Below are 20,596 nucleotides of genomic sequence, written 5' to 3'. Positions count from 1 at the left end.
CGCGCGTCAAGCCCCTGTCGAGGCGGCGGCGGGCGTGGCCGGCTCACCGGCCGCGCCCTTGGCCGGCTCGACCCCGAACACCAGCACCGCCACCACCGCCAGGATGAGCGGGACCGCCCCGAGCAGCGCGGTCGTGCCGATCGACGGCGCCGCCGCCCCGGCCACCAGCACGGCGGTCACGGCCACGCCGCCGGCCTTGCCCATCCCGGCCGACAGCCCCGAGCCGCGCGAGCGCACCCGCGTCGGGTAGATCTCCGAGCTGTAGGCGGCCAGCACCGCGGCGATCGTCGCCGTCCCCACGATCGGCCCGGCCAGCAGCAGGTACAGCCAGGTACGGTCGTGCGCCAGCGTCTCGCCGGAGAAGGCCAGCACCGCCAGGGCCACGCCGACCAGCGCCGACAGCGTGACGATCGTCTTCTTCGCGCTCCACAGGCCGTACATGGCGGCCGAGATGAAGATCAGCGGCAGCCCCAGCAGCGTCGAGTCGCGCAGCGCCCGGTCGGCCGTCTGCTGGTCGAGGCCCAGCTTCTGCAGATTGGACGGGATCCACAGCTGGAAGCCGTAGGTGACCAGGCCGATGCTCAGCCCGAGCACCACGACGGCCACCGTCAGCCCGGTGAACGGACGCCGGAACAGCCGCGAGTAGCCGCCCGCGTGCTCGTCCTCCACGCGCTCGACCCCGGCGGTGGCCTCCTCGGCGGTGGTGGCCTCCTGGGTGGTGGCGGCCGCGCCGTACCTGGCCAGGACCGCGCGGGCCTCGGCGTCGCGGCCGTGCGCGAGCAGGAAACGCGGCGACTCGGGGATGAAGCGGTTGAGCAGGATGAGGAACACGCCGGTCGGCAGCCCCACCAGCCACAGCACCCGCCAGGAGAACGTCGGCGCCAGCGACGCCGACAACCAGCTGGCCGCCAGGTAGGCGACCGCCAGGTTGCCGCCGATGAGCACCATCACCCAGCCCTTGTGCCGCGGCGGGATCGTCTCGGCCAGCAGCGAGAACGTGATCGGCAACATGCCGCCCGCGCCCAGCCCCATGGCCACGCACATGGCCAGGTTCCACTCGAAGTCCGGCATGACGCCGCAGATCGCGGTGCCGATGAACAGCACCCCGGCGAACAGGATCGACGGCTTGCGCCCGATCTTGTCGCCCATCCAGCCCCACAGCAGCGAGCCGAGCACCGTCCCGGTGAGCCCGGCCAGCGGCAGCAGCGCCACGGGCAGCTCGCCGGCCGGGTTGAGCGCGGACTTCAGCCCGTACTCCTTGGCCATGCCGGGGGCGACGAAACCGAGCGTGATCGGCTTCATGGCGTCGATGATCACCGCGACCGACATGACCACGATCAGCCCGATGTGCGCCGGCCGCATGCGCGCGTCGTCCAGCGCGCGGACCCGGACCTCGGCGGCCGGCCTGGCCGTCAGCGCGCCGGGCGGGATCAGCCCGTACGCGGTGACCGCCAGCCCCGCCACGATCAGCCCCATGCCGATCGTCATCGGCAGGTCCATCGGCATGCCCGCCAGGCGGTAGTGCATGTCCGCGCCGTGCAGGTACATCGGCAGATGCAGCACGACCCCGGCCACCGTGGCCAGGAAACCGAGCCAGAAGTACAGCGGTCGAGCCAGCTCGACGCCCCCCATTGCCCCTCCGTGAGCAGATCCGTGATCAGAGCAGGCGGCCGCCGCGCAGCCGCCATTCGACGAACAACACCCGCATCGGCCCGTTCACGAACAACCACTGGCCGAGCCAGACGAAGGCGAACATCACCGCGAACGCCCACGCCCTGACCGGGCCGGCGACACCGGGGACGAGCCCGCCGTGCAGCAGCACCCACATCAGCAGCCCCTCGGGCACGGCCGTGACCAGCCCGAACAACGTCGGCCAGTCCTTGTCCCAGCGGAACTGCATGAGCAGGTGGTACAGCAGCTCCCACCCGACGCCCGCGACGGCGACGGCCAGCAGCACGAGGAAGGCGTCACGGAAGGACATCGGCAGCAGCAGGGTGATCAGCGCGGTCAGCGCCGCCCCCACGGTGGCCAGCGTGAACAGCCGGGTCTGCAGCCGCCCGGCCAGCGTCGGGATCAAGCGAGCCTCCTGTTTCCCGCCCACCGCAGCCACTGGGCCGTGGACCTCACCGGCCCCAGCCCCTTGCAGAACCCGCGCCTGGTCAGGTCGGCGGCGATGTCGAGCGCGGCGGTCTGCATGCCGAGGAAGCTGTCCACGGCCAGGAAGTGGTTGCCGGCCGTGGCGGCGCCGGAGGCGTACAGGACGCCGCCCTCGCTCTCGGCGCCGAGCACCTCGAAGTTCGGGCCGACGCTCAGCCGGCCGGCCTTGTTGGGCCGGGCGCCGCCGTGCCGCAGCAGGTCGTCGAGGACGCGGTGCTCCGGCATGTCGGCCTCCAGGCCGGTGCAGTCGATGATGAAGTCGGAGACGTACTGCATGGCGGCGGCGTTCACGCTGCGGGTGTGGGTGACCAGGCGGCCGTCGGGGGCCCGCTCGATGCGGTCGACGACGGCCTGCGTGGGGTGGTACCAGTTGCCCTGCCGGCCCCTGCGCATCTGCTCCTGCCAGCGGGCCAGCTTCGGGGTGGTGGTGCCGGCCAGCGACTTGGAGATCAGGGCGCGCTGCTCGGGCGTGGCCTTTCTGAACCGGGCCTTGAGCTGGCCGCCGAAGGCCGACTTGGGCATCGTGAACGCCTGGTAGGCCCAGCCGTCGCCGCCCTTGCGCCGCATGAACACGCTCGGGCCGTGCGGGCCGGCCACGTACGTGCGGAACAGGTGGACGATCTGGGTGTGCAGGCCGTACCGCTCGCGGTCGTCCATCAGGCGCTGGAGCACCCGCGAGGCCACGATCCCGGCGCCGCGCACGACCACCACTCCCGGGCGCTTGCGCAACTGGTCGTAGACGTGCTCGTGCGGCTCGTAGGCGTTGACCACCCGGTAACGCTCGCCCTGCGCCTGCCGGAACTCCTGGAGGTCGTCGAGGAACTTCAGCCCCGGGTAGCCGACGGCCAGGTGCACGTACTGGGAGCGCAGCACCACCCGCTTGGTCGGCGAGGTGCCCGGCGGCGGCGTCAGGACGGTGAAGTACCCGCCGCCCAGCCGCTTCCTGACCATGCGCACCTGGCCCTTGGCCAGCATGTGCCAGTAGCCGATGCGGTCGGCCTCGCGCCGCACGGTCTGCGTGACCAGCCCGGCGCGCGGGCTGTAGAAGTCGGTGAACAGCGGCTCGGCGAGCACCTGGAGGATCGGCTTGAGCGAGCCGTCCTGCCAGGCCTCCTGCACCGCGTAGGAGGGGAAGCCCCAGATGTTGTCGGGGCGCGCCCCCGCGTCGGACCGGATGCGCTCGTGCGCGGGCAGCTGCGAGACGCGGGTCAGGTACTCCCACGTCTGCCAGGGGGTGTCACTGGTCGAGAGCACCCGCATGGCCGGGATCGGCACCCCTCTGATGCGCAGCACGTCGACCAGCGTGAACGAGCCGAGCCCGCCGCCCACCGACACCAGCGGCACGTCGTGGACGGGGATGCCGGCCGACTGCACCAGCCGGTCCGTCCAGGACGAGGAATGCAGTAGCTCCGGAGTCAGGTCTCCCCGTGACATGCTGTGACCGAGCCCTCCCTGTCGCGGTTAAAAGTAGCGTAAAAGCCGGGGATTCAGTCCCACCAGAACGACCAGGCGTGTCGCCCGATGATCTGGTCGGCGTACCCCTGGAGGTCGCCCGGCCCCTGCACCACGTTGTCGGGGCAGAACGCCCAGTGCTCGGCGGCGACGTGGAGGGCGTGCTCGGGGTCGGCAGGCGGCGCGGCCACGCTCAGGTCGAGCGTGTTGAACCCGACGCTCACCACGCGGGCCCCGAACCGGTCCTCCCAGCTGCGCACCACGGCCGCCATCGGCACCATCCACTCGTTGTGGTGCAGTGCCCCCTGCCAGCCCATGACCGCCAGCGCGTCGGCCCCCCGGCCGGCCGCGACCAGCCCGAGCGGCATGCCTCTGGGCGCCAGCTCGCGGGCCAGCCAGTCGGCCACGTCGCCGGGGTCGGCGCGGGGCACCCCCGGCGGCGCCAGCCCCGGGCAGAGCGCCCCGTACGGCTCTAACTCCGCCAGCGCGTCGCGCGGCATCTGCGACACCCACTCCTGCCACACCTCGGTCATGAACCCCTCGGCGGTGAAGTGGCCGATCAGCATCGGGTCGTCGGGCACGATCTGCCCGATCGCCCAGGGCTGGGCCGACTCGTCGAGCAGCACCGGCCACAGGCCGCTGTGCGCATGCCAGACCCGCATGAACGACCAGTCCTCGCCGGCGGCGTGCTCGTCGCTCATCCAGAACGCCGGCCGGGCCGGCACGACCTGCCGGGTGTAGGCGGGGTCGGGCCAGACCACGTCGCCCGCGGGCAGGCCCGGGGGCAGTCTGCGCCCCCTGCCGCCGTCGGCGAACAGCTGGCACAACTCAGGTGGCAGCTGGTGATCGTCCATGCCCTACCGTTCCGATACCGAATCCCGTCTCGGAGATGGTAGTGCCGCCGGTCGCCCTGGGGCTTTGGTGGCACGCGAAACCTTCTCGGACCAGCGGATGCGGTACTTCACGGCACAATGATGGCTGTGCTCCCCTTTGATGCGGTTCTCACCGATCTTGATGGCGTGCTCCGCCTCTTCGACCACACCGTCCAGGCCGAGATCGAGGCCCGGTACGCCCTGCCGCTCACGGCCACGGCCTTCGCCCCCGAGGTGATCGAGCCGGCCATCCTGGGCCGGATGACCGAGCGCGAATGGCTGGACGCGGTCGCGGTCGCCCTCGGCGGCGACGAGCGGGCCCGCCAGGCGGTGGCCGAGTTCGGGGCGGTGCCGTTCCGGGTGGACGAGGAGGTCAGGGAGCTGCTGGCCAAGGCGCAGCAGCACGTGCCGGTGGTCATCGTGACCAACGCCATGGACACCGTGGAGGAGCACCTCGACCGGCTGGGGCTCACCTACTTCGCCGACGACCTGGTCAGCAGCGCCAGGGTCGGCGTGATCAAGCCCGACCCGCGCATCTACGAGATCGCCGCCGAACGCGCCGGGGCCGACCCCGCGCGCTGCCTGTTCGTCGACGACCGGCTGCCGAACGTGGAGGCCGCCAGGGCGCTCGGCATGACGGGCGTCCACTACCGCACCGTCGCCGACCTGGCGGCCGTCCTCGGCCGGCTCTGAGGCCGGACATGCGCCGGCCCCGCCCGCGGGAGAGCGGGCGGGGCCGGCGGACGGGTCAGTCGGCGCAGATGGCGAACACGCTGATGCCGACGTCGTTGTAGCCGATCTGGCGGCCGAGGGCGATCCAGCCGCGGGCGTCATCGGTGGGGAACGACCCCACCAGGATCGCGCCGTTGCCCCGGGCCTCGCCGCCGCCGCCGAGCACGTGCTTGGAGCCCGGGCAGTAGACCGTGCGGCGCTGGAAGTTGGGGACGTTGGAGTTGGGCAGGGTGACGAGCTGGTAGCCGGGCGGCAGCGCGGCGCGGGTGGCCGCCGAGACGGGACTGGACGCCTGGAGGGCCACGACAGTGGCCGTCACGCAGGCCGCGGTGGCGAGGGCGATGACGGAAAGGAACAGAGACTTCTTGGCTGGCATGGTCTCTCCTTGTCCTGTTCCCTGACAGGCACGGTTTCCGGGCAGCACACGGCACGCCGGCTCATGCGGTGCTGAAGGGGGCGACGTGAGAGCAGGGATGAGGGTGTTGACACGTTGAGTATCTGCTCCGTCGCATTCCGTGTCCATATGTGTTTCTCAGGTTTTCCGGGAATCCGGGTTTCCGGCGCGGCCCGCGCCGGCCGCGCCGGAAACGCTCAGTGGCCCCGGTTGTGGCTGCGGTCAGTAGCCGCCACCGCCGCCGTAGGGCGACTTCGACCTGGGGGCGGCGGAGCGGGTGGGCGCGGGCGTGCTCGCGGGGGCGGCGGCCGTGGAGGTCGGCTTCGTGCCGGCGGGCGCGATCACCCCGATCAGGCCGTGCTTGGCGCCCTCGATGCCGGCCGAGAACCACAGCGTGTTCACGCCGCCGGTGGCCGCGGTGCCGGGTTCCAGGTCCCACAGGCCGGGGAGCTTGACGGGCCGGCCGCCGGACGTGGTGATCGCGCCCAGGTGGCGGTCGCCCTTGTAGGCGTGCACGGTGCCGTCGCCGAAGTTGCCGACCAGCAGGGCGCCCGCGTACTGGCCCCAGCCGCGCGGCGCGGCGGTCATGGCCCAGGGGGCGTCGAGCCCGACCCTGGAGATGCGGCCGGTCAGGCGGCCGTCGGCGTTGAAGCGGCTCACGAAGCCCTTGCCGGCGCCGAAGACGGGCTTCCCGGTGGTACGGTCGCGCAGCGCGTACGCCACCCAGACGCTGCCGTTGACCACGGCCACGTTGTAGGCGTTGTAGCCGCGCGGCACCCGCGAGTCCTGGAACTGCCAGCCGGCCAGGCGGATGCGCCGGAAGTTCTCGTCGAAGGCGTGCACGCGCCCGTGGGCGAAGTCGGCGGCCAGCAGGAACTCGCCTTCGTCGGTCCGTACGAGCTCCAGGCCCTTGTAGTCGGCGCCGCGGGTGAACGCGGCGATCACGGCGTTGGCCGGGTCGGCCTCGGCGTTCCAGCCGGTGATCGCGCCGCTCGGGCTGCAGAAGATGAACGTGGCGGGCCTCCCCTTGACGGTGAAGCCGTCACCCGGGTTGAACACCTGGCCGGTCGGGGAGCCGCCCGGGATCCACACCTCCGTCTTCTCCTTCCGGCCCGTGCCGGAGTAGACGGTGGCGGTGCCGGTGCCGGTGTTGGAGACCCACAAGGTCTTGCCCATGGCCAGGCCCCACGGGTTGACGACCTTGGGGTCGGTGACCGGGGCCTTGCCCTTGACGTCCGACACAAGGTTGATGACGTCGAAACGGGTCCTGGTGGTCGCCTGCGCGGGGGCGGTGAGGGTCGTCCCCGCCACGACGGCGACAGCGCAGAGCGTGATGATGCGGAGCCGCATCCGTGCCTCCTAGTGAGCGCTTGTGACGCGAGATACGCGGTGGGCCCGGAGCGGGTTCAGCCGGGCCGGAAATATCGGCAGGTGAGTTTTCCCGTCCAGGGCGGGGGAGAAGGAGAGTCATGAACGTGTTGGGCATCGACATCGGCGGTTCGGGAATCAAGGGCGCCCCGGTCGACACCGAGGCCGGAGAGCTCGTCCAGGAGCGGTTGCGCATCGCCACGCCCCAGCCGGCCAAGCCCGAGGGGGTGGCCGAGGTGGTGGGCGAGATCGTCAAGCATTTCGACTGGGACGGCCCGGTCGGCGTCACCTTCCCCGGCGTCGTCGTCGACGGGGTCGTGCAGACGGCGGCCAACGTCCACCACTCGTGGATCGGCGTCGACGCCGCCGCGCTCTTCGGCGGCGCGACGGTGCTGAACGACGCCGACGCCGCCGGCATCGCCGAGATGACCTTCGGCAGGGGCCGCGACCAGAAGGGGACGGTGCTGATCCTGACCTTCGGCACGGGCATCGGCAGCGCCCTGTTCGCCGACGGCACGCTCGTCTGCAACACCGAGCTCGGCCACCTGGAGCTGCGCGGCAAGGACGCCGAGGAGCGCGCGTCGGCGCGGGCCCGCGAGGAGCACGACCTGAGCTGGGAGAAGTGGGCCGAGCGGGTGGAGGAGTACCTCAAGCACGTGGAGATGTTGTTCTCGCCGGGCCTGATCGTGATCGGCGGGGGCGTGAGCAAGAAGGCCGACAAGTTCCTGCCGCACGTCACCATCGACACCCCCGTGGTCCCCGCCGCCCTGCAGAACGAGGCCGGCATCATCGGCGCCGCCCGCCACGCCGCCACCACCCGCCCGGCGCGGTAGGAGGCCACGGCGGGGAGCGGTCGCGGTGCCGGCGCGATATTGGGATGCGGGAGGCGGGCCGCGTCGGGCACCATGGGCCGTTGGCTCCGGGGCCACGGGGCTCAAATATCCTGAAAGCAGTATGGGAACGCCTTCGTTGTCCTCTCCGCTCGCCGACCTCCAGTCCCGCCTGCCCGAGCTCATGCCGCGCGACCAGCGGCGGCTGCGGCGCAGGCTCGACGGCATGCGCCGGGTCCGCTCCCGCGACGCCCGGGACAAGATCGTCACCGAGATCCTCGCCGACGTCGAGCGCGCCGAGCAGCGGCTGGCGCGCCGCCGCGAGGCCGTGCCACAGGTCCGCTACCCGGAGAACCTGCCGGTCGCCCAGCGCAAGGACGACATCCTGGCCGCCATCCGCGACCACCAGGTCGTGATCATCGCGGGCGAGACGGGCTCCGGCAAGACCACCCAGATCCCCAAGATCTGCCTTGAGCTCGGGCGCGGCGTGCGCGGGCTGATCGGCCACACCCAGCCGCGCCGCATCGCCGCCCGTACCGTCGCCGAGCGCGTCGCCGAGGAGCTCGGCACCGAGCTCGGCGAGGTCGTCGGCTACAAGGTGCGCTTCACCGACCAGGCGAGCGACCGCACCCTGGTCAAGCTGATGACCGACGGCATCCTGCTGGCCGAGCTGCAGAACGACCGCATGCTCGACCAGTACGACACCCTGATCATCGACGAGGCCCACGAGCGCAGCCTCAACATCGACTTCATCCTCGGCTACCTCAAACAGCTCCTGCCGCAGCGCCCCGACCTCAAGGTCGTCATCACCAGCGCCACCATCGACCCCGAGCGCTTCTCCCGCCACTTCGGCGACGCGCCGATCATCGAGGTCTCCGGCCGCACCTACCCGGTCGAGGTCCGCTACCGCCCGCTGGCGGAGGACGACGACCAGACCGGCGGCATCGTCGACGCCTGCCGCGAGCTGGTCACCGAGGGCCCCGGCGACATCCTGGTCTTCCTGTCCGGCGAGCGGGAGATCCGCGACGCCGCCGACGCGCTGTCCAAGGCCGACTTCCGCAACACCGAGATCCTGCCGCTCTACGCCCGGCTGAGCGCCGCCGAGCAGCACCGCGTCTTCCAGCGCCACACCGGCCGCCGGATCGTGCTGGCCACCAACGTGGCCGAGACCTCGCTGACCGTCCCCGGCATCAAATACGTGGTCGATCCGGGTTTCGCCCGCATCTCCCGCTACAGCCACCGCACCAAGGTGCAGCGCCTGCCCATCGAGCCCATCTCGCAGGCCAGCGCCAACCAGCGCAAGGGCCGCTCGGGCCGCACCTCCGACGGCATCTGCATCCGGCTCTACGAGGAGGAGGACTTCCTCGCCCGGCCGGAGTTCACCGACCCGGAGATCCTGCGCACCAACCTGGCCTCGGTCATCCTGCAGATGACCTCGATCGGGCTGGGCGACATCGAGGCGTTCCCGTTCGTCGAGCCGCCCGACCGCAGGCAGGTCAAGGACGGCGTCAACCTGCTCCACGAGCTGGGCGCGTTCGACGCCCAGGGCAAGCTCACCGGCGTCGGCCGCAAGCTGGCGAGCCTGCCGGTCGACCCGCGCCTGGGCCGCATGGTGCTGGAGGCCGAGAAGAACGGCTGCTTGCGCGAGGTCATGGTGATCGCCTCGGCCCTGTCCATCCAGGACCCGCGCGAGCGGCCGTCCGACAAGCAGCAGCAGGCCGACGAGAAGCACCGGCGCTTCGCCGACCCCGAGTCCGACTTCCTGACCTACCTCAACCTGTGGAACTACCTGCGCGACAAGCAGAAGGAGCTGTCCTCCAGCGCCTTCAGGCGGCTGTGCAAGGCCGAGTTCCTCAACTACCTGCGGGTCCGCGAGTGGCAGGACATCTACAGCCAGGTCCGCCAGGCGCTCGGCGCCCAGCCCGGCAGCGTGCCCGCCGACCCCTACCAGGTGCACGTGTCGCTGCTGGTCGGGCTGCTGTCGCACATCGGCGTCAAAGACGTCATGGACAAACAGCGCGCCGCCGACGGGCGGCGGCCGATGCAGGAGTACATCGGCGCGCGCAACGCCCGCTTCGCGATCTTCCCCGGCTCGGCCCTGGCCAAGAAGCAGCCGCAGTGGGTGATGTCGGCCGAGCTGGTCGAGACCTCGCGGCTGTGGGCCCGGGTCAACGCCAAGATCGAGCCCGACTGGGTCGAGCCGCTCGCCCAGCACCTGGTCAAGCGCACCTACTCCGAGCCCCACTGGGAGAAGAACCAGGGCGCGGTGATCGCCCTGGAGAAGGTCACCCTCTACGGCGTCCCGCTCGTGGTCGGCCGCAAGGTCAACTACGGCCGCATCGACCCCGACCTGTCGCGCGAGCTGTTCATCCGGCACGCCCTGGTCGAGGGCGACTGGGACACCCACCACCGCTTCCTCAAGGACAACCGCCGGCTGCTCGAAGAGGTCGAGGAGCTGGAGAACCGGGCCCGCCGCCGCGACATCATGGTCGACGACGAGGCCCTGTACGACTTCTACGACCAGCGCGTGCCCGCCGACGTCGTCTCGGCCAGGCACTTCGACTCCTGGTGGAAGAAGGCCGGGCGGGAGCAGCCTGAGCTGCTCACGTTCTCGCCGGAGATGCTGGTCAACGAGGGCGCCGACATCAGCGCCCGCGACTATCCCGACACCTGGAAGCAGCTCGGTCAGCGGATGAAGCTGACCTACCAGTTCGAGCCGGGCGCCAACGCCGACGGCGTCACCGTCCACGTGCCGTTGCAGGTGCTCAACCAGGTCAACTCCGACGGCTTCGACTGGCAGATCCCGGGCCTGCGCGAAGACCTGATCACCGCGCTGATCCGGTCGCTGCCCAAACACCTGCGCCGCAACTTCGTGCCCGCCCCCAACTACGCCAGGCAGGTGCTGACCGGGGTCAGGCAGGGCGGCGAGCCGCTGCTGGAGGCCGTGGAGCGCGAGCTGCTGCGGCTCACCGGCGTCCGGGTGCCGCGCGAGGCCTGGCAGCTCGACCAGGTGCCCGACCACCTGCGCATCACCTACCGGGTGATCGACGAGCGCAAGCGCACGGTGGCCGAGGACAAAGACCTCGACGCGCTCAAGCGCCGGCTCGCGCCGCGCCTGCGCAAGACCCTGTCGGAGGCCGGCGACGACCTGGAGCGCACGGGCCTGCGCACCTGGAGCTTCGGCACCCTGCCCAAGGTGTTCGAGCAGGGCCGGATGAAGGGCTACCCGGCGCTCGTCGACGCGGGCGAGTCGGTGTCGGTCAAGATCTTCGAGACGGCCGCCGAGCAGCGCCGCGCCCACTGGCCCGGCACCCGCCGGCTGCTCCTGCTCAACGTCACCAACCCGGCCAGGTCGCTGCTCGGCGGCCTGTCCAACCAGGCCAAGCTGGCGCTGTCGCGCAGCCCCCACGGCGGCGCCGTGGCGCTGTTCGACGACGTCGTCAACGCGGCCGTCGACAAGCTGATGCTCGACCTCGGCGGCCCGGCCTGGGACCCGGCCGGCTTCGACCGCCTCTACCAGCACGTCCGGGCCGAGCTGCACGACACGGCGGCCGACGTGCTGGCCAAGGTCGAGCAGATCCTGAGCGTCTGGCACGCCGTGGGCACCCGCCTCGACGGCCTGCGCGCGAGCGCCTCGACCGACGACGTGCGCGACCAGCTCGGCAAGCTCGTCTTCAAGGGCTTCGTCACCGCCACCGGCACCCGCCGCCTGCCCGACGTCCTGCGTTACCTGCGGGCCGTCGAGCGCCGTCTCACCAAGCTCCCGGAGGAGCCCTGGCGGGACGAGGAGTGGATGGACCGCGTGCACAAGATCGAGGACGACTACCACGACCTGTTGGCGAGCCTCCACCCGGCCCGCCGGGGCGACCCCGACGTGACGGAGATCCGCTGGATGATCGAGGAGCTGCGGGTCAGCTTCTTCGCCCAGACCCTCGGCACCCCCACGCCGGTGTCGGAGAAGCGCATCGTCAAGGCGATGGAGAAGCTGCGGCCCTGAGCTCGGGGCGGCACACGGACGTACAGGGGGAATGATGGTCAAGGCCGTCAAGGCCGTCGTGCTCGACGTCGGCGAGACGCTGATCGACGAGACGCGCATCTGGTCGCGCTGGGCCGACCGGCTCGGGGTGAGCAGGTTCGTGCTCATGGGCGCGCTCGGCGGCATGGCCGCGCTCGACCGTTCCCACCGGGAGGCGTTCGAGCTGGTCCGGCCCGGTCTCGACGTGGAGGCGGAGATCGCCGCCTGGGAGCGCGACGACCCGGCCGGGCTGCGCAACCACTTCGACGCCGACGACCTCTACCCCGACGTGCGGGAGGCCCTGGCGGCGCTGCGCGCGGCCGGGTTCCAGGTGATCGTCGCCGGCAACCAGCCGAGCCGGGCCTTCGACGCCCTGGTGGCGATGGACCTGCCGGTGGACTCGGTGCACACCTCCGAGGGCTGGGGGCTGTCCAAGCCCGCCCCCGGGTTCTTCGCCAAGGTGGCCTCGGTGGCCGGGCGCGAGCCCGGGGAGATCCTCTACGTCGGCGACCGGCTCGACAACGACGTGCTGCCCGCCGGCCGCGCGGGCATGCGCACGGCGTTGCTGCGCCGCGGCCCCTGGGGCTTCCTGCACGCCGAGCGCCCGCAGGCCAAGGCCGCCGACATGATCGTCGACGACCTGCACGCCCTGCTGCCCGCCCTGCGGCGGCTCACCTGAGGCCCGCGGGGGCTCCGCGGGTCAGGTGAGGTCCTCGTCGGGGTCGATGCGCAGCGCGCGCTCCTCGGCCGACAGGTCCTCCCGGTCCGCGTCCCAGTCCACGCCGATGGCCTCGTCCTCGGTGTCGGGGTGGGCGCCCTCGTCGGGCTCGGTCAGGCGGTGCTCCGCGCGCGGGGCGCGGCGCGGGCGGTCGGGCAACTCCTGGCGCAGCCGTTCGTCGAGCGTGGCCTCGTGCTGGGGGTCGTCCTCTTTGACCTCGTGGTGCAGGCCGAGGTCGTCGGTCCACTCCCTGACCTCGATGTCCTGCTCGTCGGCCATGCCGAATCGGTCCGGAGGTAGTTCGCTCATACTGCGCCCTCTACCCACCGTACGGACCGGAATCCTACGACTTGGCCTGGCTTAGGGCCTCCGGTAGCCCATCCTTGTCCATCTAGCGGCCGATCGCGGCGCCGACCAGTGAGCGGGGGTCGGCGGCGCCCGCCAGCATGCCGTCCGGGCGCACGTCGATGAGGTGGGCGTGGCCGAAGGAGCTTCCGTACGGCAGCGTGCGCACCGGGTGGCCGAGCGCGGTCAGGCCGTCGGCCCAGGTCGTGCCCTCCTCCAGGTCGACCACGGCGTCGTCGGGGGCGTCCCAGGTGTCGAAGCCGCTGCCGCCGCCCAGCCGCCAGCGCGGCGCGGCGAGCGCCTGGCCGGGCTCCTCGCCGTGGCGCAGCAGGCGGGTGATGACCTGGGCCAGGATCTGCGGCTGGGCGTCGCCGCCCATCGTGCCCACGACCGTCCGCAGCCCGCCGCCGGGACGGGTGATCAGCGCGGGGGCCAGGGTGTGCGGCGGACGGCGGCCGGGGCCGTACTCGGCCGGGTGGCCGGGACGCAGCGAGAAACCGATGCCGCGGTTGTGGAGGTTGATCCCGGTACGCGGCTCGAAGAGCATGCCGCCGAACCCGGACGCGTTCGACTGGATCAGCGACACGCCCATGCCGTCGCCGTCCACAGCGCACAGGTACGTCGTGTCGCCGTCTGCGGACGGGGCCCGCAGGCGGCTGCGCCTGACCGGGTCGACCAGGGCCCGGCGGCGGGCGATCTCGCCGGGGTCGAGCAGGTCTTTGGCGTCTTCGTGCAGCAGGTCGAGCCGGTCGTGCCCGGCGGCCCTGGCGGCCTCGGCCAGCAGGTGGGCCCAGGCCGGATGGCGGGGCGAGCCGGGCAGGTCGAGCCCGTCGAGCACGGCCAGGGACATCAGCAGCAGGTAGCCCTGGGAGTTGGGCGGCATGGACCACACGTCGTGGCCGAAGGCGCGCACCCGCAGCGGCTCGACCCACTCGGCGCCGGGGGCGGCCAGGTCGGCGGCGGTGTACTCGCCCGCGCCGAGCTCGATCAGGCCCTGCCCGAACTCGCCGAGGTAGAAGCCGTCGCGGCCGCCGTCGGCCACCGCCTGCAGCGCGCGGGCCACGCCGGGGCGGGTGACGCGGTCGCCGGCCTGGTGTACGGGGGCGAAGTCGCCGCCGCCCGGCCGTGCGGCCGCCGTACGGGCGCCGGGGACCAGCAGCGGGGAGGCGGGGAAGCCGTCGCGGGCCAGCGCGATCGCGGGCCGCAGCAGCTCGGCCATGGGCAGGCGGCCGTGCCTGGCGTGCAGGGCGAGCCACCCGTCGACGCAGCCGGGCACCGGCACGGACCTGATGTCGTGCAGGTGCGGCATGCGGGTGTGCCCCTCGGCGCGCAGCCGGGCGGGGTCGGCGCCGGACCCGGCGCGGCCGGAGGCGTTGAGCGCGGTGACCGTGCCGTCGTGGACGAGCGCGAACAGGTCTCCGCCGAGCCCGCACATGTGCGGCGCGACGACGGCGAGCACGGCGTTGGCCGCGATCGCCGCGTCGGCCGCCGAACCGCCGCGGTCCAGCGCGCCCACCCCGGCGGCCGAGGCCAGGTGGTCGACGCTGCAGACCATGCCGTTCGGGGCGTATCTGGTGTTGTGCACGTGAAGAGACTAAGCCCGTTCCGGGGTCAGCCGGTTCTCCAGGCGCGGCCGGAAGGCCGCCTGGCGGACGGTCCGGCCGGACAGGCGGGCCAGCGCGAGCGCCGCGAGCAGCGTCGCGGCCACGCACGACACGCCGCCGATGCCCAGCGACAGGCGCGGCCCGAACGCGTCGCTCAGCCACCCGAGCAGCGGCCCGCCGATCGCGCCCGCGCCCGCGCTCACCATGCCCAGCGCGGCGATGACCCGCCCGCGCATCTCGTCGGGGCTGTCGAGCTGCGCCCGCGCCGAGACCGTGGTGTCGATGATCACCGCGCCCGCCGCGATCGGCAGCATCATCGTGGCGAACGTCCCCAGGGCGGGCATCAGGCCGCTCAGCGTCTGCGCGACCCCGGTCAGGAACGCGGTGATCAGCAGCAGCCGGACCGTCAGGTGCGGCCGGGTGGCGGCCAGGAAGCCGCCCACGACCGTGCCGGCGGCGAACACACTGGACAGCAGGCCGTACCCGGCGGCGCCGGCCGCCAGCGGGCCCGCGCTCATGGCGGCCATGGTGACCTGGTAGTTGCGGCCGAGGCTGCCCAGCACCAGCGAGAGCGCCAGCACCACGAGCAGCCAGGGGGTGCGCAGCACGTACCGCAGGCCGGCGGCGACCGCACCGGGCTGCCGCTCGGAGCCGGCGAGCCGGTGGAACTCCGCGCGCCGCATGAGCGCGACGGCCGCGATCACGACGAAGAAGGTGGCCGCGTTGAGCAGGAAGAGCCCGCCGTTGCCGGTCAGCGGCAGCAGCACGCCGGCCAGGCTCATGCCGAGGATGCGTCCCGCCGAGCTCAGGATCGAGCCGAGCGCCATGGCGTTGGGCAGGTCGGCCGGGGGCACCACCTCGGCCCCGAACCGTCCGAGCGCGGGGCCGCCGAGCGCGGAGACCACGCCGCCCGCCAGCGCCACCGCGTAGATCGGCGCGACGGAGTCGACGCCGGAGAAGGCGATCAGCGCCAGGACGGCGGCCAGCGCGGCCTGCGCCAGCTGCGCGGCGACGACGACGGGCCGGGTCGGCAGCCGGTCGGCCAGCGCCCCGCCCCACATGCCGAGCAGCAGCGTCGGCAGCGCCTGCATCACCAGGCTCAGCCCCACGCTGGTGGCCGACCCCGTCATGGTGAGGATGAGCCAGTTCACCCCCAGGACCTGCATCCAGGTTCCGGTGACGGAGACGATGTCGGCTCCGGCCCAGAGCCGGTAGTTGTGGTGGCGCAGGGCGCGGAAGGTGGAGGAGCGCGGTGGCAAGACTGGTCCTAGCCTCGGAAGGGGCAAACGGGGGAGTCAACGCGCGGCTCGATCGCGACGATACCGATTTGCCCGAAATGTGAGGTAAGACACGTTTAAAACTGGTTTAGGGCGAAATTTCAGACTAGTTCGAGCGGGCGGTCCCGGTCCACCAGGGCCGCGTAGTGGCCGCCGAGGGCCATCAGCTCGTCGTGCGTGCCGCGCTCGACGATCTTCCCGTGGTCGAGCACGACGATCTGGTCCGCGTCGCGGACGGTCGACAGGCGGTGGGCGATCGTGATCGTCGTACGCCCCCGCGCCAGCGTCTCCAGGGCTTCCTGGACGGCTCGCTCGGTCTGGGTGTCGAGGGCGCTGGTGGCCTCGTCCAGGATCAGCACCGGCGGGTTGCGCAGCAGCGTGCGGGCGATGGCCAGGCGTTGCTTCTCGCCGCCGGAGAACCGGTAGCCGCGCTCGCCCACCATCGTGTCGTAGCCGTCGGGCAGCGAGGCGATGTGGTCGTGGATGCGCGCGGCCCGCGCCGCCGCCTCCAGCTCCTCGTCGGTGGCCGCCGGACGGGCGAAGCGCAGGTTGTCCGCGATCGAGGCGTGGAACAGGTACGTCTCCTGCGAGACCACCCCGACCACCTCGCTCAGCGTCTCGAACGTCAGGTCGCGCACGTCCACGCCGTCGATGGTGACCCGGCCGCCGGTCACGTCGTACAGGCGGGGGAGCAGGTAGCTGAGGGTGGTCTTGCCCGAGCCGGTCTCGCCCACGACGGCCAGCGTCGTGCCCGCGGGGACGGTGACGTCGACGGCGTGCAGGGTGCGCTCGTCCTCGTAGGCGAAGTCGACCCGCTCGAAGCGCACCTCGCCGCGTACGCCGTCCAGCGTGCGGGTGCCGGGGTGGATGTCCACCGACAGGTCCAGGTACTCGAAGATGCGGCCGAACAGCGCCAGCGAGCTCTGCACCTCGACGCCCAGCCGCAGCAGCGACACCGTCGGCCGGAACAGGCTCGACTGGAGCGTGGTGAAGGCCACGAGGGTGCCGACGGAGATGATGCCGGTGTAGCCGACGGCCCAGTAGATCAGGGCGGGCATCGCGGCCATGATGATCTGGATCGACGACTGCCGCCACCGTCCGGCCATGCTCGTCCGTACGCCCAGCTCGGCCAGCTCGTCGGAGGCGCGGCCGAACCGGTCGGTCAGCTCGGCGGAGCGGCCCATCGTCCGGCCCAGCAGGACGCCGCTGATCGACAGCGACTCCTGGACCATCGAGGAGATCACGGCGAGCTTGCGCTGCCGTTCGTTGGTGATGCGCTTGCGCTCGGCGCCGACCTTCCTGCTGATCCACACGAACACCGGCAGCAGCAGGAGCGAGATCACCGTCAGCCGCCAGTCGAGGGCGAGCATGGCCACGATCGTGGCGATCACGGTGGTGAGGTTGGAGATGATCGAGGTCGCGGTCGAGGTGACCACCGACTGCATGCCGCCGATGTCGTTGGCGATGCGCGACTGCACCTCGCCAGTCCTGGTGCGGGTGAAGAAGGCCAGCGACATGCGCTGGAGGTGGGAGTAGACCGAGATGCGCAGGTCGTGCATCACCCGCTGGCCCACGGTGGTGGAGATGAGCGTCTGCAGCACGTCGAACACGCTCGTGGTGACCGCGACCGCGATCATGCCGAGCGCCAGCAGCGTGAGAAGTAGCGCGTCGCGGGACGGGATCGCCACGTCCAGCACCTCGCGCAGCAGGAACGGCGAGGCCAGCCCGACCAGGGACGACAGCAGGATGAACGCGCCCACCAGGGCCAGCCGGCCACGGTAGGGGGTGAAGAGTCCGATGATGCGCCGCAGCGGCGCGCGTGGTTCGTCGGCCAATATGGCCTCCTTTCGGATGTCCACTCAAACAGAGGTTAACTCATAATTGTTCCGGCTAAAATCGTCTATATGGGAGAGATGGAGCTCGCGGAGCTCTTGCACCTGGTCAGCAGGCGTCTGCGGCACGGATACGTGCATCGGCTGGTTCCGCTCGGGCTCAATCCGGGGCAGGCGCGGGCCTTGCGCGCGCTCGGCGCGGCCGACCGGCCGCTGCGGATGGTGCAACTGGCCGACGAGCTGCGGATCGTGCCGCGCTCGCTGACGCCCGTCGTGGACGCGCTGGAGGAGGCCGGGCTGGTGCGCAGGGAGGTCGATCCGGCCAATCGCCGCTCGACGCTGGTCGTGATCACCGACGCGGGGCGGGCCATGGCCGAACGGGCCAGAGACGCGCGCAGGGAGGCCGGGGAGGGCCTGTTCGCGGTGCTGTCCCAGGAGCAGCGTGACCAGCTCAGAGATCTGCTGGGCGCGGTGGACGGCCAGTTCAGGTGACCGCGCTCGGGTCAGGGTTCAGGTGACCGCGCTCGGTTTCAGGGTTCAGGTGAGCGCGCTCGGTTTCAGGGTTCAGGTGAGCGCGCCGCCGACGACCGTGCCCAGGCAGGGCGGGCGGGCCATCAGCGCCGAGTACGGGTAGCGTCCCCCGGCGTCGAAGACGGCGAAGTCGGCCCGGCTGCCCGGTCCGAGTGAGCCGATCCGGCCCGGCCCGGCGTCCAGGCCCAGTGCCCGCGCCCCGCCCAGCGTCGCGGCCTCGACCAGGCGGCGGTCCAGCCCCCGTACCCGCAGTCCGAGCTCCCGGGCCCGCCGCCGGACACCGGCCGCGAGCCCGAGCAGGTCGCCGGGGCCGGCGCCGGCCGGGTCGGGGCCGGCCAGGGCGGGGCCGGCCGGGTCGAGGGCGTCCAGGGCGCGGCTGCCCAGGGCGAGGCGGTGGCCCTCCTCCAGGAGGGCCAGCACGTCGGCGGCCTGCTCCGGTCCCGGCGGGCAGATGGCGACCACGCTCCGGCGCAGGGCCAGCAGCTTGCGCTCGCCGGGGTCGAGCGGCCGGGCGCAGGCCACGTGGCAGTGGGAGCCGAGCGCGCCGGCCTCGTCCAGGGCCATGGGCGAGTGCCGGTCCAGCCCGGCCAGCAGCCGCAGGCCGAACGTCCTGGCCAGCACGGCGACGTCCTCCAGCACCTGCGGGTCGCGGGTCCTGGCCGCGATCCCGACCGGGCACGGCCGGTCCACCTCGCGCAGCGCCGTGATCAGCGCGTCCCGGTCGTGGTCCTCCCAGTCCTGCTCGCAGGCGCTGGACGCCTCGACGTACGAGACGCCGGGAACTCCGGCGAGATCGGCGGGGTCGGCCACCACGGCGGCCCGCGTGGTGACGCCGGGGCCCGGCGGCGTCGGCGCGCAGCAGGCGTCCACCAGCCCGGCCACGATCATGCCCGGCCAGCGGACCTCCTCCGCGACGCGGAAGCGGGACAGCAGCTCGGCCCGCGCGCCCACCTGGAGCACCCGCCCGCCCCTGATCACCACCGTCCCGTCGCGCACGGGCTCGGCGCAGACCGGCAGCACCAGGGGAGCGGAATGGGCCACGACGGGCGCCCGCCTGCCCGAGAACGGCCCCGAATCCGGCCCCGGAATTCGCGCCGGAACCCGAGCCGGAACCCGCCCCGGAGCCCGCCCCGGAACCCGCGCAGCACGCTTCGCACCCGCCATCGGCGCTCCCGTCGGATTTGCCCTTTTGGCATTAAACGCGAGCGACGGCGGCGAAGGCAATCAGTCGCCGCGGGCGTCCCGGGGCTGGTAGCGGCCGGACAGCCGGGCCAGTTTCAGGCCGAGGTGCAGGGCCAACCGCTCGCCGCCGTCCTTGAGGTCCGTACGCGCCAGCTCCTCCACCCGCTGCAGCCGGTAGTACAGCGAGGTGCGGTGCAGCCGCAGCGCCCGGGACGTCGCCACCGCGCTGCCCGCCAGGTCCAGGTACGTCTCCAGCGTCTCCAGCAGCGGCAGGTACTGCTCGTCGGCCAGCAGCCCGTCGAGCCCGGGATGCACCTCCTGGTCCGCGAGCTGGGTGAGCATCCGGTAGACGCCGAGCCGGGCCCACTCGGCCGACCGCCCGAGCCCCGGCACCCGCGCGGTCACCTCCGCCGCGTGCCGGGCTTCCGCGTACGACCCCGCCGCCTGCGCCAGTTCGAGCCGGGTACGCCCGACCCCCACCACCACGGGCACCGGCATGGCCGCGTGCAGTTCGTCGGGCGGGACCGGCGGCCCGGCGGTGAGCAGCACGGCGTGGTCGTAGCGCACGAGGTGCAGCGGATGGTGGCCGCTCAGCCGCCGGCGCAGCGCCAGCAGCCCCTGTTCGAGCGCCAGCCGCAGCCCCTCGTCGGGCTCGGCCGAGCGGGGCCGCGCCACCAGCACGGTCACCGGCTGGCCCTGCGGGAACGCGCCCGCCTCGATGAGCTGCCTGGCCGCGTCCCGCTCGCCGCGCAGCAGGCCGGTGACCGCCTCCAGCTCCCGGTGGGAGGCCAGCCCGGTCGCCAGGCTCTCGTGGAACAGCGCGAGCGCCAGCCCGGGGACGGCCGCCGCGGCCTCGGCCACCTTCTCGTCGGACATGGCCGGCTCTGCGTCGATGAACCACAGGAAGCCGAGCAGGCCGTCGGCGTGCCGCAACGGGACGCACACACGCGGCAGCAGGCCCAGGTGCGGCGCGCCGGCCGTCCGCAGGGGGGCCTGCGCCTCGTGGACGCCGGCCGCCCGCAGCCACTCGCGCACCTCAGGGGTGGTGTGCCGGCGCAGGATGGAGTCGCGGCGGATGTCGTCCATGGCGCCGTTCTGCTCGCTGTAGGCGATGACGCGCTGCACGCGGTCCTCCAGCAGCAGGGGGCGCGCGAGACGGACGGCGAGGTCGTCCACGATCCGCTGGAGATCCGCCAAAGCTCCACCTAGGTCACGCTGGACATTTCGACAAATGTCGGAAGGGTTGCTACACGTCTTCCCTACAGCTGATCGGTGATCTCCGTCAAT

At 72.4% G+C, this 20,596-nt stretch carries 17 protein-coding genes; 5 read left to right on the top strand and 12 right to left on the bottom strand.

Annotated features, from left to right (window positions below):
- Positions 1–6: 6 nt before the first annotated feature.
- Genes ABZ459_RS03660 through ABZ459_RS03645 form a run of 4 tightly spaced genes read right to left on the bottom strand, consistent with a single transcriptional unit; the run spans position 7 to position 4,463 of the window.
- The gene (locus tag ABZ459_RS03660; protein WP_357965354.1) at positions 7–1,632 is read right to left on the bottom strand and encodes an MFS transporter; all 1,626 of its coding nucleotides are present in this window, start codon (positions 1,630–1,632) and stop codon (positions 7–9) included.
- 25 nt (positions 1,633–1,657) lie between these two features.
- Positions 1,658–2,077, bottom strand: coding sequence for a hypothetical protein (locus ABZ459_RS03655; RefSeq protein WP_357965351.1), 420 nt, complete (start codon positions 2,075–2,077; stop codon positions 1,658–1,660).
- Positions 2,074–3,591: a hypothetical protein gene (locus ABZ459_RS03650; RefSeq protein ID WP_357965350.1), complete on the bottom strand. Its 1,518-nt coding sequence runs from the start codon at positions 3,589–3,591 to the stop codon at positions 2,074–2,076. Before ABZ459_RS03650 ends, ABZ459_RS03655 begins: the two co-directional genes overlap by 4 nt.
- A 53-nt stretch (positions 3,592–3,644) precedes the next feature.
- Positions 3,645–4,463, bottom strand: a complete 819-nt coding sequence (locus ABZ459_RS03645; protein ID WP_357965347.1) for a DUF4253 domain-containing protein — start codon at positions 4,461–4,463, stop codon at positions 3,645–3,647.
- Between the two features lie 117 nt (positions 4,464–4,580).
- Between ABZ459_RS03645 and ABZ459_RS03640 the strand changes: the two genes are divergently transcribed.
- Entirely contained in the window at positions 4,581–5,174 is a 594-nt protein-coding gene (locus ABZ459_RS03640; RefSeq protein WP_357965345.1) for an HAD-IA family hydrolase, read from the top strand.
- Positions 5,175–5,229: 55 nt separating this feature from the next.
- On the opposite strand, the gene ABZ459_RS03635 is transcribed toward ABZ459_RS03640, so the two are convergent.
- Both ABZ459_RS03635 and ABZ459_RS03630 read right to left on the bottom strand, forming a co-directional pair.
- The gene (locus ABZ459_RS03635; protein ID WP_357965343.1) at positions 5,230–5,589 is read right to left on the bottom strand and encodes a hypothetical protein; all 360 of its coding nucleotides are present in this window, start codon (positions 5,587–5,589) and stop codon (positions 5,230–5,232) included.
- A gap of 240 nt (positions 5,590–5,829) precedes the next feature.
- A complete protein-coding gene (locus ABZ459_RS03630) occupies positions 5,830–6,957 on the bottom strand; it encodes a TIGR03118 family protein (RefSeq protein WP_357965342.1) in 1,128 nt (375 codons plus the stop codon).
- 119 nt (positions 6,958–7,076) lie between these two features.
- Between ABZ459_RS03630 and ppgK the strand changes: the two genes are divergently transcribed.
- The 3 genes from ppgK to ABZ459_RS03615 all read left to right on the top strand — a co-directional run bounded on the left by ppgK (position 7,077) and on the right by ABZ459_RS03615 (position 12,499).
- Positions 7,077–7,808 (top strand): polyphosphate--glucose phosphotransferase, encoded by a 732-nt coding sequence (gene ppgK / locus ABZ459_RS03625; protein WP_357965339.1) that lies wholly within the window; start codon positions 7,077–7,079, stop codon positions 7,806–7,808.
- A 121-nt stretch (positions 7,809–7,929) separates the two neighbouring features.
- Positions 7,930–11,802: an ATP-dependent RNA helicase HrpA gene (gene hrpA, locus ABZ459_RS03620; RefSeq protein ID WP_357965336.1), complete on the top strand. Its 3,873-nt coding sequence runs from the start codon at positions 7,930–7,932 to the stop codon at positions 11,800–11,802.
- A 31-nt stretch (positions 11,803–11,833) separates the two neighbouring features.
- Complete coding sequence (locus ABZ459_RS03615; protein WP_357965333.1) at positions 11,834–12,499, top strand: HAD family hydrolase; 666 nt, start codon at positions 11,834–11,836, stop codon at positions 12,497–12,499.
- Positions 12,500–12,520: 21 nt separating this feature from the next.
- Here the strand turns inward: ABZ459_RS03615 and ABZ459_RS03610 are convergent, their stop codons facing one another.
- From ABZ459_RS03610 to ABZ459_RS03595, 4 genes are all read right to left on the bottom strand, one after another.
- Positions 12,521–12,847 carry a DUF5709 domain-containing protein gene (locus ABZ459_RS03610; protein ID WP_357965330.1) on the bottom strand — a complete coding sequence of 109 codons (327 nt, stop codon included), beginning with the start codon at positions 12,845–12,847 and terminating at the stop codon, positions 12,521–12,523.
- 82 nt (positions 12,848–12,929) lie between these two features.
- A complete protein-coding gene (locus ABZ459_RS03605; protein ID WP_357965328.1) occupies positions 12,930–14,468 on the bottom strand; it encodes a gamma-glutamyltransferase in 1,539 nt (512 codons plus the stop codon).
- Between the two features lie 9 nt (positions 14,469–14,477).
- Entirely contained in the window at positions 14,478–15,746 is a 1,269-nt protein-coding gene (locus ABZ459_RS03600; RefSeq protein WP_357965326.1) for an MFS transporter, read from the bottom strand.
- A gap of 119 nt (positions 15,747–15,865) precedes the next feature.
- On the bottom strand, positions 15,866–17,599 hold the full coding sequence (locus ABZ459_RS03595; RefSeq protein ID WP_357965325.1) for an ABC transporter ATP-binding protein: 1,734 nt from the start codon (positions 17,597–17,599) through the stop codon (positions 15,866–15,868).
- A gap of 69 nt (positions 17,600–17,668) precedes the next feature.
- Here ABZ459_RS03595 and ABZ459_RS03590 point away from each other — a divergent pair, with 69 nt between their 5' ends.
- Entirely contained in the window at positions 17,669–18,088 is a 420-nt protein-coding gene (locus ABZ459_RS03590) for a MarR family transcriptional regulator (protein ID WP_357965323.1), read from the top strand.
- A 72-nt stretch (positions 18,089–18,160) separates the two neighbouring features.
- Here the strand turns inward: ABZ459_RS03590 and ABZ459_RS03585 are convergent, their stop codons facing one another.
- Positions 18,161–19,168, bottom strand: coding sequence for an amidohydrolase family protein (locus ABZ459_RS03585; RefSeq protein WP_357965320.1), 1,008 nt, complete (start codon positions 19,166–19,168; stop codon positions 18,161–18,163).
- Between the two features lie 183 nt (positions 19,169–19,351).
- Positions 19,352–20,506 (bottom strand): helix-turn-helix domain-containing protein, encoded by a 1,155-nt coding sequence (locus tag ABZ459_RS03580; protein WP_357965317.1) that lies wholly within the window; start codon positions 20,504–20,506, stop codon positions 19,352–19,354.
- Positions 20,507–20,596 lie beyond the last annotated feature (90 nt).

It is taken from the genome of Nonomuraea sp. NPDC005692 (genome assembly GCF_040631115.1).
GTDB lineage: Bacteria > Actinomycetota > Actinomycetes > Streptosporangiales > Streptosporangiaceae > Nonomuraea.
This window is presented reverse-complemented; position numbering and strand designations above follow the sequence as displayed.